Raw genomic sequence first — 10,631 nt, 5'->3', positions numbered from 1 at the left:
TCGTGCGGCCGCCCCCCGCCGTTCGCTGAAGGCCGGACCCGGAGGGTGCCACCCCCCCCGTAGTACAGTCCGCAAAGACGATCACCCGGGGGGAACGGATGACAGCGACGCGGCGCAGGCGAATCGCGTGGTGGCTCAGAGGTCTGGCGGTGGCGACGCTCCTGGCGTACCTGCCGGGCTTTCAGGCATCCCACTCGGGCGGGCTGGTGGAGGTCGAGCGTTGGTTCGACCACCCGGTGCTGCTGGTCGGGGCCGCGGTCGTGCTGATCGTGGCCTCGGTGGTGGTCGAGTTGGAGTTCCGTACCAGGCGGTCGCAGATCGGCGGCGCGGCCGCCCTGGTGGCCCTCGGCGCCGTCGGGCTGCCGATCGCGTTCCTGGCGTTCGTGCAGGGGGGAGACGGGCGGGCGGTCGACCGGAAGGCGGACCCGGACCACCCGGCCCGTGTACTGACCGTGACCGATACCGCCTTCTCGATCGACCCGGTCTACCACGTGGAGCTGGTGACCGGCAGCGGCTGGTCCGCCCGCCACTGGGATCTGGGCACCTGGGGGGAGGGCGGACGCGACGACTTCAAGCGCGCCGAGTGGTCCGGGCCGGACCAGATCACGGTGACCGGACGGAAGGAGATCACGGTCTTCACCGTGTCCCCGGCCGGCCGGCCGAGCGAGCCCCGGGTGGCGCCCCGGTAGTCCGCTCGGCCACGCCGGCGCGGCCGCGGGCACGCGCGGCGGCCTCGTCGGGCCGTCTCGTCGGGCCGTACTGCTCCGAGATCTGTTCCGTGCGGGTCCATGGCCCAGGGGTCCGCGGGCGGTACGTGGGCGGAACTCAACCGGCTGCCGTGCAGGCCGACCTGGTGCCAGGGGGCGCGATGCCGACGATCACGAAGGACTTCCACTCTCAGCGGCTGACCTCGCGGGTGCGGAAGTCCTCGACGGACTCGCGGCGGATCAGGAGGCGCGCGCGGCCGGCCTGTGTGGCTACGAGGGCGGGGCGGCCGACGAGGTTGTAGCCGGAGGCCATCGAGAGTTGATACGCGCCGGCGGTGGGGACGGCGAGGAGGTCGCCGGGGCGGAGGTCGGCGGGGAGTCGGGCGGCGCGGACCAGGACGTCACCGGCCTCGCAGTGGCGGCCGACCACGTCGACCTCGCGGGTCTGCGGGGCGCCGGGCCGGCCGATCAGGCGGACGGAGTACTCGGCGCCGTACAGCGCGGGGCGCGGGTTGTCGCTCATGCCGCCGTCGACGGCGGCGAAGGTCCGGCCGTCGCCGGTCTGCTTGACCGCCAGCACCCGGTAGACGGCCACGCCGGCCGGTCCGACGAGCGCGCGGCCCGGTTCGACCAGCAGCCGCGGAACGTCCAGGCGGTGGCGTTTGCACCGGTCGGCCAGCCGTACCGGGACCCGGACGGCGAACTCGTCCAGGTCGAACTCGGCGTCGCCCGGCGCGGGCGGCACGTACGGCACGCCGTGACCGCCGCCGAGGTCGAGCTCCGGCAACTGGACGCCGTGCCGGGCGTGGATGTCGGCGAGGAGCTCGACCAGGCGGTCGACCGCGGTCAGGTACGGCTCCACGGAGGTGATCTGCGAGCCGAGGTGGCAGTGCAGCCCGGTGAGGAGCAGACCGGGCTGCTCCAGGACCCGGCCGACGGCAGCCAGGGCGTCGCCGCCCGCCACGGTGAAACCGAACTTCTGCCCCGCGACTCCGGTGCGGACGGCGTCGTGGTGCCCGGCCGACACCCCGGGCACCACCCGGAGCAGCACCCGCTGCGGCGCATCGGCGCTGGTGAGGGCGGCCAGCCGGGGGATCTCGGCGAGGTTGTCGATCACGATCCGGCCGACCCGCAGCCGCCGGGCCAGCCGCAGCTCCTCGGGGCTCTTGGCATTGCCGTGCAGCAGGATCCGCTCGGGCGGGAAGCCGGCCGCGGCGGCGAGCCGCAGCTCTCCCTCGGAGCAGACGTCGAGTCCGAGGCCCTCCTCGGCGATCCATTCGGTGAGGGCGCTGCACAGGAACGCCTTGGCGGCGTACAGCACTTCGGCTCCGGGCAGGGCGGTGCGGTAGGCCCGGCAGCGGGCGCGGAACTCGTCCTCGTCGAGGAGGTAGAGCGGGGTGCGGAAGCGGTCGGCGGCCTCGGCGAGGTCGACCCCGCCGACGGTGAGATCCCCGGCGGGCGTGGTGCGGGCGGAGGCGGGCCAGGGGGTGCCGACGGGGACGGCGGCGGCCTCGTCGGTGTAGAGGCAGGCGCGTACGGGGGTGAGGCTCATGCGACGGCGCTCCTTGCGAGCTGAGGGGCGGAAGCGGCTGTGACGGCTGTGACGGCTGTGACGGCCGCGATCGGAAGCGCGGGGGCTTCGGGGAGCAGGCGGCGTAGGACCAGTTCGACCTGCACCCTGGCGGCGCCGGCCAGGCGGAGCTCGGCGACGACGGCGTGCAGTTCGTGCTGGTCGGCGCAGGCCAGGTGGAGTTCCAGGTCGGCGTCGCCCGCGAGGCTGAGGCCGGACTGGACGGCGGGAAGCCGGGCCGCCAGCCGGTGGAAGTCCAGTGGTACGGGCCCGTGGGTGACCCGGGCGATGGCCTGTAGCGGGCGGCCGAGCGCGCCCGGGTCGACCTCGGCGTGGACTCCGGTCAGCACGCCGCTGTCGGCGAGCCGACGCAGTCTGCTGCCGACCGTTGCCTCGCTGAGCTGGAGGCGGCGGGCCAGGGCGCTGGCGCGGACCCGCCCGTCGGCGCGCAGGGCGCTGAGCAGTTGGAGGTCCACCTCGTCCAGCCGCGCGGCCGGATGGGGAGCTGCTGGGGGAGCCGGCAGGGGCCCGCGGAGGTCCGTCGCGGGCTGTCCGGCGGTCACCACTGGTGCTGCAGGGCGGGGAGGACAGGGACGGCCGGGATCGCCGGGGTGATCGCCGCAGGTGTGGCAGGCGGGACGGCCGGCGGGGCGACCAGCTGCGGGTCGACGACCAGGGTGGTGACGCCGAGTGGTGCCGCCAGCGCCCGCAGGGCGGGCTCGGCGAGGCGGATGCACCGCTGGGCGGGGCCGAGCAGGTCGGTGAGCGCGGTGGCCGAGGTGAAGGCGACGGCGCAGCGGCCGCCATCACGTCGGCGGAAGAGCCGCAGGGCGTAGCCGCTGCCCACGGAACGGACCGGGACGCAGAGCGTGGGCCGGGGTTCCGCAGGCTCCTTGGGGGCGGAATCGGTGCAGGTCACAGCGGAGCTCCGGGGAGATGGTGGAGAGTGGCCGGGTCCTCGTCGACCCGAAAGGGGTACAGCTCCGACGCTAGGCGTGCCGGTGCGGCGCGCGAGCGTTCCTGACGCCCTGTTGACTGTGGGGTGCTCCTCGCTGACGACTTCTTGACGCGGGCTTCGGCCGAAGGGGTGGTGGGCGGCGGGGTGGCCGGGCCGCCGACGCGGGCAGGAGCCCCGTCACGTTCGATCCACAGCAGCAGCAGCAGCCGCAGCCGCAGCCGCAGACACAGACACAGACACAGACGTGGGCGTGGCCGGCAGGCCACGCCCACGCCGTGGTCTGCCGCCCACGCCCGCTCGTCGGGCGCCTCGGGGCAGCTCAGCCCCGGTCGTTCCCGTCGCCCCGGCCCGGCTCGCCGCCGGGGGTGTGGTGCGGCAGGTGCTCGGCGGGGATGACGCCGAGCCGGCCGGCCTGGTAGTCCTCGATGGCCTGCCGCAGTTCGGCCTCGGTGTTCATCACGAACGGGCCGTAGTGGGCCACCGGCTCTCCGATCGGCTGCCCGCCGAGGATCAGCACCTCCAGGTCCGGCGTGCGGCTGTCCTGCCGCTGCGCCGCTCCGACGGTCAGCAGGTCACCCGCGCCGAGGACGGCCAGCTGGCCGGTGTGGACGGGGCGTCCCGCCGTCCCCACCGTGCCCCGGCCGGCGAGCACGTACACCAGCGCGTTGAAGTCCGGCCGCCAGGGCAGGGTGAGCTCCGCTCCCGCGTTGACGGTCGCGTGGATCATGGTGATCGGGGTGAAGGTCGAGCCGGGGCCGGTGTGGCCGGCGACCTCGCCGGCGATCAGGCGCACCAGCGCGCCGCCGTCCTCGGACGCGAGCAGGACCGCCTCGCGGCCTTCGATGCCCTGGTAGCGCGGGGGGTTCCACTTGTTGGCGCTGGGCAGGTTCACCCACAGCTGGATGCCGTGGAACAGGCCTCCGGAGACCACCAGGTGCTCGGGCGGCGCCTCGATGTGCAGGATGCCGCTCCCGGCGGTCATCCACTGGGTGTCGCCGTTGGTGATCACGCCGCCGCCACCGTTGGAGTCGGCGTGCTCGAAGATGCCGTCGATCATGTAGGTGACGGTCTCGAAGCCGCGGTGCGGGTGCCACGGCGTGCCCTTGGCCTCGCCGGGCGCGTACTCGACCTCGCCCATCTGGTCCATGTGGACGAAGGGGTCGAGCTCCCGCATGCCCACCCCCGCGAAGGCCCGCCGGACGGGGAAGCCCTCGCCCTCGAACCCGCTGGGCGCGGTGGTGACCGAGCGCACCGGTCTCTGGGCCAGAACGGCGCCGTCGGGCCGTGGGATGCGCGGGAGGGCGAGGATGTTCTGCACGGTGATCGCGGGCATCGGACTCTCCTTGGGAAGCCGTCCCCGAACTGCTCTGGATGTTACGCCTCAACGCGTGTTGAACGTTGAACATTCCCCGGGCGTCAGCCGGCCGGGAGCCCGTCCGGGGCCGGCTGCGCATCGGGCTCGAACCGGGCCGAGGCCTGCCCGCGCGAGGCGCTGTCCAGCAGGACGAGGGACGCCACCTCCGCGACCGCGGCCGGCACCGCGAGCCGCCCGCCCTCCGGTACCGGCGCCGGGGCCGCTGCCGTCGCCGACGGCCGCGGCACCGCCCGCAGCAGCCGGTCCAGGCCCCGGCAGTGGCGGGCGAAGACCCGCCGGGGCGCCCAGCGCCCGCGGGCCCGCTGGCCCGCGAGGGCCTCGGCCGGCCCGACGTCCAGCAGCACCAGATGCAGCTCCCGCCCCCGGCTCCCGGCGCTACGGGCCAGCCAGCGCCGCAGCCACGGGCGGCTGCCGCAGTCGTGCACCAGCAGCGGCCCGCCCCGGCGCACCGCCGCGCGCAGCCGACGGGCGTGCTCCAGCCGAGCCCAGGGCCGGTACACGGCGTACGGCAGAGCCTCCGGCATCACCGCCTGGCAGGCCAGGTGGACGTCCCGGGGGTCGACCACGGGCACCGTCGCCGACCAGCGCCGCAGCAGGGTGCTCTTACCGCTGCCGGGCAGGCCGGAGACGACCACCACGGCGTCCGGCGGGTAGCCGAGGGTGAGCTCGGCGTCCTCCCGCCCGCGCAGATCCACCAGTCCACGCGGACGCAACACCGTCTCCCGCCGTTCCCCGGGTGCGACCCGCAACCGCGCCGCACCCGGCGCTCCCGTACCGCTCACTCACCGCTCCCTGCCCCGACCCGACGGCTTCAAAGCCTCGCACGGGTCGGGGCCGGCGTCCCGCACCGGGTCGCCGCAGCTCAGACGGCGTCGATCCGGTAGCGGTAGACGTCGGTCTCGCGGCGGCTGAACCCGGCCCTCTCGTACAGCCGGTGAGCCGCCGTCCGGCTGGGCCGGGAGGTCAGGTCGACCTGGCGGGCACCCCGGTCGCGGGCGGCCGCCAGCGCGGCCCTCACCAGCGCGAGACCGGCCCCCCGCCCCCGCGCGGCCTCGTCGACCACCACGTCCTCCAGCCGGGCGCAGACGCCGGTGGGCAGCGTCACGATGACCAGGGTGAGCAGGCCGACCGTCCGCTCCCCGATCCGGGCGGCCAGGACGACGTTGGACGGGCAGCCGATCACCCGGGCGAGCCGCGCGGCGTCCAGCGGCGGTGCGTTCTTGTGCAGCTGCGGGATGAGGCGGTTGAAGTCCTCGACGCTCTCCTCGTCGACACGGTCGACGACCGTGATGACCGGCTCCGGCACGGCGGTACCTCCTGGCAGACATGGGATCGGATGGGACGGGCTCCGCAGGGCGGGCGGTCCTGCGGGCGGACGGGCGCTACGACAGCGGGATGAGGTGGCCGCGCAGCGGGATGGCGCGGCAGCCCTGCAGCCGCTTGGTCGAACCGTGCCCGATGCCGTAGTCGATCCGGTCCAGCCGCTCGCTCGACGCGCTGCTCATCGGCGCGTGGTAGGTGGCGGCCAGGGGCGCGAACGGGGTGTCCCGGCCCTGCTCGGTGGTGCCGGTGTAGATGTTCTGCAGAGTCCGGTTCTGCGCGAGGAAGAGGCTGTGGGCGACGATCCGGCCCGCGCGCTCGGTGGTGTACAGCCGCAGGTCCGGGCCGAAGGTGTCGATCAGGGTGCGCAGCCGCCGCCGCTCGCCGGCCTCGTCCACGGGCTGCCCGTACCGGCGGACGAGTTCGCAGCGGGCCTCGATCACCTCCTCGAACCTGGCCTCCGGGTCGCCCTGCCCGACCTCGGCGCCGAGTTCGGCCAGCCGGTTCAGCTGGCGCTTCATCTCGGCGCGTCGGCGGCGGCCGATCGCCTGCCGGAACCCCTCGGCGTCCGTCCAGGTGACCTCGCGGACCGAACGGGTGGTCAGGTCGAAGCTCTCGCCGCCGAGCGCCGCCACGGCGGGCTCGACGGTGCTGGCGGCGGCGGGGGTGGTGTAGAGCACGGTGACGGTGGCGAGCCCCGCCGACCTGGCCCAGGCGCAGACGCCGGCCAGGCACGCCAGGACCTCCTCGGGCCGCCCGGCGGCCGGGCCCACCGGATCCCCGAGGTAGCCGGGGGCGGTCAGGACGAGGCCGGGCAGCATCCGCTCGGGGGCGGCGCCCAGCTGCGGAGCCACCTGACGGCCGGAGGCGTACACCTCCTTGAAGACCGGTTCCGGGCCGCGCAGGATCAGCCAGGGGTTGTACGCCTCGTAGGCCTCGGGGTCCTCGACCACCGCGCCGACGAAGCCCACCGCGCCCCGCGCGCCGTCCGGCCCGGCGTGCACGGCCGTCACCGGCCGGCCGGGCAGCCGGCTGAGCATGGTGCTCAGCCAGCGGCCGCCCTGCACCGCGGTGCCGGGCCGCAGCGCGTCCCAGCGTGCGGCGTCGAACGTGTCGGACACCGTCGTCGCCCGCATGTCTCTCTCGCTCTCTGTCGATCTCGGCCGGCTCGGAGCTCGGCTCGCCGTGGCGTCGGGCGCCGGGGTCATCCCTGAGCCGGCGTGACGTCGGGAGCGGGCGTCGCACTTGGCGCCGGGGTGGCGCCCGGACCGGTGGTGCCCGGCTCCGGGCCGGCGTCCTGGGGCGGGGCGCCGCTCAGCCTCCGCACGCTCGGCGACAGCAGCGCCGCCAGGCTGACGCAGGCCGCCGCGGCGCCGGCGGTCAGGGCGGCGCCGCCGGCGTCCAGGACGCCGATCAGCGGGCCCATCAGCAGCGCGCCGAGCGGCATCAGGGCGTTGAAGCCGAGCAGGGCGAAGCTGCCCACCCGGCCCATCAGGTGCTCCGGCACCTTGTCCTGGAGCAGGCTGGGGAAGAGGGAGTTGAAGAAGTGCAGGCCGACGCCGTACAGCACGGCCATCGCCAGTGCGCCGTTGCCGCCGCCGATCAGGCCGGTGGCCGCCAGCGAGCAGGCCATCAGCGCGAGCATCAGGTAGAGCGTCACCCCGAGCCGGCGGACCGTCAGCTTCACCAGGACGGCCGCGCCGAGCAGCGCGCCGACGCCCTGCAGGGTGTAGAAGCCGCCGAGCGAGCGGGCGTCCTGTGCGCCCTCCGGTGCCATCAGCAGCGGGACCGCGACGTCCAGGACCCCGGCGTAGACGGCGTTGGTGCAGGCGCCGACCACGATGGAGATCAGCAGCCAGCGCACCCCGCGGACGTAGCTCAGGCCCTGGGTGACATCGCCCAGCAGCTGCCGCAGCCGCCCGCCCCGCCCGCCCGAGGCGTCCTGCGCGTCCTGCGGGGCCTGCGCGTCGGGCACGGTCTCCTCGGGCTCGGGCGACTCCCCGGCCCTGGCCCCGGCGGCCGCCGGGGGCTTCCCGATGGCCAGCAGCAGCACGCCGGAGAGCAGGAAGGTGAGCGAGTCGAAGGCGAACGTCCACTGCGCGCCGGCGGAGCTCACCAGGAACCCGCCGACCAGCGGGCCGCCGATCAGCCCGATCTGCTGGCTGACCGACAGCGCCGAGTTGGCCGCGACCAGCTTCTCCTTGGGGGTGATCTCCAGCATGTACGCGAAGGAGACCGGCTGGAAGAACCCGTCCGCGATGCCGATCAGCGCGGCGAGCACCACCAGCAGCGGCACGCTGTCCGTCCAGAGCGTGCCGAGCGCGATCAGCAGCAGGGTCAGGAACCGGGCCGCGTCGGCGGACACCATGATCCTGCGCCGCGACCCGGCCCGGTCCCCGACCGCCCCGCCCACCAGGTAGAACAGCAGGGAGGGCAGCAGCAGTACGGCCGTCGCCGTGGCCAGCACGGACGCCGATCCGCTGACGGTGATGATGTGGGTCGCGAACGCCGTCCGGAAGGCGTAATCGCCGATCAGCGACAGCGTCCGGGCCGACCAGTAGCAGCCGAAGCCGCGCTCGCCCACGATGCCCAGGCGCCCTGTCGGTGCTGCTTGCACGGGCCTGCTCTCCCTCTCCATCAGTGTGTGTCCGGGCCGGCGGCGTCCGGCCGCACCAGGGCGCCGGCCAGCGCGGCCGCGGCTTCGCGGGCCGGACCGAACGCTGCCTGGTCCAGCGGCAGGACGAAGGACGTCACCTCGTCCAGCCGGCAGCCCCGTTCGAGCTTGGTCGCCTCTGCGCCGTAGCTGAACGACAGCTCCCGGCAGCCCGTCAGGTACGCCTCCTCGATCGGCGCGTGGAAGCCGAGCTCGAAGTACGTGCCGGGCGATCTCGGGTCGGCGTAGTCCGTCCCCGTCATCCAGGCGTGCCGGATGCCGCCGGCCTCCAGGAACAGGCAGAAGCCGATGGTCCGCCCGTCGGCCACCGCCAGCTGGAGCCGGCCGTGTTCGCCGAAGGACGCGCGCAGGGTGTGCAGCTGGCTGCGCTCCCCGGCGGCGTCCGGCCGGCGCCCGTACTTGGCCCGGTGCTTCAGCCGCAGCCCGACCAGTTCCTCGATCAGCCGGTCGTCCGCGTCGCGCAGCAGTTGCCGCCGGACGGTGACGCCCCGGGTGGCCAGGCGCCGGCGGATCCGGGCCACCCCTTTGCGGGCGTCGCGGCCGAGCGAGGCCAGGTAGTCCTCGAAGGTGCCGCCCGGCAGCCGCAGGTTGGCCCGCAGCGCGGTCGGCACCTCCAGGAAGCCGGCCCGGCGCAGGGCGGCGGCCAGCTCCGTCTCCTCCGGCTGGACGTACAGGAACGCCACGCTGCGCAGCGCCGCGGCCCTGGCCTCGGCCACCACCTCGGCGATGGCGCCGTCCAGGGCCGCCGCCGAGTACCGCCCGGGGCCCAGCGGGAAGCACTCCAGCCCGGGGTAGGTCAGCACGAGGGAGGGGAACCACTGCTCCGGCGCCGGCCCGGCCGCGCGGGCCGCGGCCTGCCGCTCCAGCGCCTGCCGGGTCAGCGACCGGGCGGTGCCCGGTTCGAACAGCAGTCGCCACGGGTTCTTGGCCTCGGAGATCGAGCTGTCCTCGCTCACCGAGCCGAAGAACCCGACCTCCGGCCCGTCCCCGCCCGGCCGGTGGACCAACCACCAGTGCGCCCCCTCGATCCGGTCGCCCATCGCGGCGAGCCAGCGCGCGGAGGCGAACAGCGGCGGGTCGGCGTCCAGCGCGGCCCACTGCGGCGGGCACTGGCCCGCGGCCCTCATCCGCGGCCCGTCAACGCGGTGCGCCCGGCCCAGGCCCAGGACGCCCGGAAGGGTGCCAGCATGTCGGTGACCAGCGCCGGGCACCGCTCGTCGGGGAAGGACAGGTACAGCTCCTGCGCCAGGTCCAGGACGAGCTCCAGCGCCTCCCGCTGCGGCAGCCGGTCGACGAACAGCAGCCGCTCCCGCTGCGCGAAGAGCGCCGGCACCGCGGACGCGCCGGCCAGCGCGGCCGCCCGCCGCATCAGGTGCTTGCCGTCGTGGGTGATCCGGCCGAAGGCGTTCACCCCCGACATCAGCAGTGCCTCGGCGGAGCCGCGCAGCATCAGCTCCCGCGAGGGGGACTCCAGCACCGTGGTGTCCTCCAGCAGGCTCATCGCCCCGACGAAGGCCAGCGCGGCGGCGGAGGCCCGCACCACCTCGATGTCCACCAGGCGCCGCAGCCGGTCCAGGCGTTCGGCGCCGGCCAGCGGTATGCCGCTGTGCACGCGCTGCGCCAGGCGCAGCTCCAGGCCCTGGAGGTTGGGCAGGTCCACCTGCCCGCCGTCGGTCACCGCCCGCATCACCTGGCCGAGGTCCTCCAGCCGCCCCTCGGCCACGTACTCGATGTTGACCGGCAGGTCCGCGACCAGCCCGTCGAAGCTGTCACCGAAGATGGAGGGGTGGTTGACCGTGCCGGGCACCCGGCGGGCGCGCGGGCGCCGGGTGAGCACCAGTACGTCCAGGTCGGAGGTCGGGTTGGCCTCGCCCGAGGCGTACGAGCCGGTGAGCAGCACCGGCTCGTCCAGGTCGGCGTCGATCAGGCCCGCCACGGCCGGCAACGCGACTCCGCGCCGGGCCAGTTCGGTCCGTACGTGATCCGGTAGCGCGTCCAGCAGCGCCACGTCCATGGGGTGGGTCCTC

At 74.9% G+C, this 10,631-nt stretch carries 11 protein-coding genes; 1 reads left to right on the top strand and 10 read right to left on the bottom strand.

Annotated elements, in window-relative coordinates:
• Nucleotides 1–149 precede the first annotated feature (149 nt).
• Nucleotides 150–689, top strand: coding sequence for a hypothetical protein (locus tag ACIBH3_RS05850; protein WP_396310634.1), 540 nt, complete (start codon nucleotides 150–152; stop codon nucleotides 687–689).
• Nucleotides 690–897: 208 nt separating this feature from the next.
• Here the strand turns inward: ACIBH3_RS05850 and lysA are convergent, their stop codons facing one another.
• From lysA to ACIBH3_RS05800, 10 genes are all read right to left on the bottom strand, one after another.
• Nucleotides 898–2,259, bottom strand: coding sequence for a diaminopimelate decarboxylase (gene lysA / locus ACIBH3_RS05845; protein ID WP_396310633.1), 1,362 nt, complete (start codon nucleotides 2,257–2,259; stop codon nucleotides 898–900).
• The gene (locus ACIBH3_RS05840; RefSeq protein ID WP_396310632.1) at nucleotides 2,256–2,840 is read right to left on the bottom strand and encodes an Lrp/AsnC family transcriptional regulator; all 585 of its coding nucleotides are present in this window, start codon (nucleotides 2,838–2,840) and stop codon (nucleotides 2,256–2,258) included. Before ACIBH3_RS05840 ends, lysA begins: the two co-directional genes overlap by 4 nt.
• A complete protein-coding gene (locus ACIBH3_RS05835) occupies nucleotides 2,837–3,196 on the bottom strand; it encodes an SAV_915 family protein (RefSeq protein WP_396310631.1) in 360 nt (119 codons plus the stop codon). The genes ACIBH3_RS05840 and ACIBH3_RS05835 overlap by 4 nt, the downstream gene beginning before the upstream one ends.
• Before the next feature lie 358 nt (nucleotides 3,197–3,554).
• A complete protein-coding gene (locus ACIBH3_RS05830) occupies nucleotides 3,555–4,568 on the bottom strand; it encodes a pirin family protein (RefSeq protein ID WP_396310630.1) in 1,014 nt (337 codons plus the stop codon).
• Between the two features lie 83 nt (nucleotides 4,569–4,651).
• Nucleotides 4,652–5,392: an AAA family ATPase gene (locus tag ACIBH3_RS05825; protein ID WP_396310629.1), complete on the bottom strand. Its 741-nt coding sequence runs from the start codon at nucleotides 5,390–5,392 to the stop codon at nucleotides 4,652–4,654.
• 80 nt (nucleotides 5,393–5,472) lie between these two features.
• Nucleotides 5,473–5,916, bottom strand: a complete 444-nt coding sequence (locus ACIBH3_RS05820; RefSeq protein ID WP_396310628.1) for a GNAT family N-acetyltransferase — start codon at nucleotides 5,914–5,916, stop codon at nucleotides 5,473–5,475.
• A gap of 76 nt (nucleotides 5,917–5,992) precedes the next feature.
• Nucleotides 5,993–7,066 carry a GNAT family N-acetyltransferase gene (locus ACIBH3_RS05815; protein ID WP_396310627.1) on the bottom strand — a complete coding sequence of 358 codons (1,074 nt, stop codon included), beginning with the start codon at nucleotides 7,064–7,066 and terminating at the stop codon, nucleotides 5,993–5,995.
• Nucleotides 7,067–7,134: 68 nt separating this feature from the next.
• Nucleotides 7,135–8,547: an MFS transporter gene (locus tag ACIBH3_RS05810; RefSeq protein ID WP_396310626.1), complete on the bottom strand. Its 1,413-nt coding sequence runs from the start codon at nucleotides 8,545–8,547 to the stop codon at nucleotides 7,135–7,137.
• A gap of 20 nt (nucleotides 8,548–8,567) precedes the next feature.
• Complete coding sequence (locus ACIBH3_RS05805; RefSeq protein ID WP_396310625.1) at nucleotides 8,568–9,731, bottom strand: GNAT family N-acetyltransferase; 1,164 nt, start codon at nucleotides 9,729–9,731, stop codon at nucleotides 8,568–8,570.
• Complete coding sequence (locus ACIBH3_RS05800; protein WP_396310624.1) at nucleotides 9,728–10,618, bottom strand: nucleotidyltransferase domain-containing protein; 891 nt, start codon at nucleotides 10,616–10,618, stop codon at nucleotides 9,728–9,730. The genes ACIBH3_RS05805 and ACIBH3_RS05800 overlap by 4 nt, the downstream gene beginning before the upstream one ends.
• Nucleotides 10,619–10,631: the final 13 nt, after the last annotated feature.

Origin of the sequence: Kitasatospora sp. NPDC050543, from assembly GCF_044457565.1 — a bacterium.
Classification (GTDB): domain Bacteria; phylum Actinomycetota; class Actinomycetes; order Streptomycetales; family Streptomycetaceae; genus Kitasatospora.
The sequence above is the reverse complement of the archived record's forward strand: the minus strand, read 5'-3'. Positions and strand labels throughout refer to the sequence as shown.

Coding starts and splice junctions, on each gene's coding strand:
- lysA (WP_396310633.1), bottom strand. CDS start 2,259: ATGAGCCTCACCCCCGTACGCGCCTGCCTCTACACCGACGAGGCCGCC.
- ACIBH3_RS05830 (WP_396310630.1), bottom strand. CDS start 4,568: ATGCCCGCGATCACCGTGCAGAACATCCTCGCCCTCCCGCGCATCCCA.
- ACIBH3_RS05815 (WP_396310627.1), bottom strand. CDS start 7,066: ATGCGGGCGACGACGGTGTCCGACACGTTCGACGCCGCACGCTGGGAC.
- ACIBH3_RS05805 (WP_396310625.1), bottom strand. CDS start 9,731: ATGAGGGCCGCGGGCCAGTGCCCGCCGCAGTGGGCCGCGCTGGACGCC.
- ACIBH3_RS05800 (WP_396310624.1), bottom strand. CDS start 10,618: ATGGACGTGGCGCTGCTGGACGCGCTACCGGATCACGTACGGACCGAA.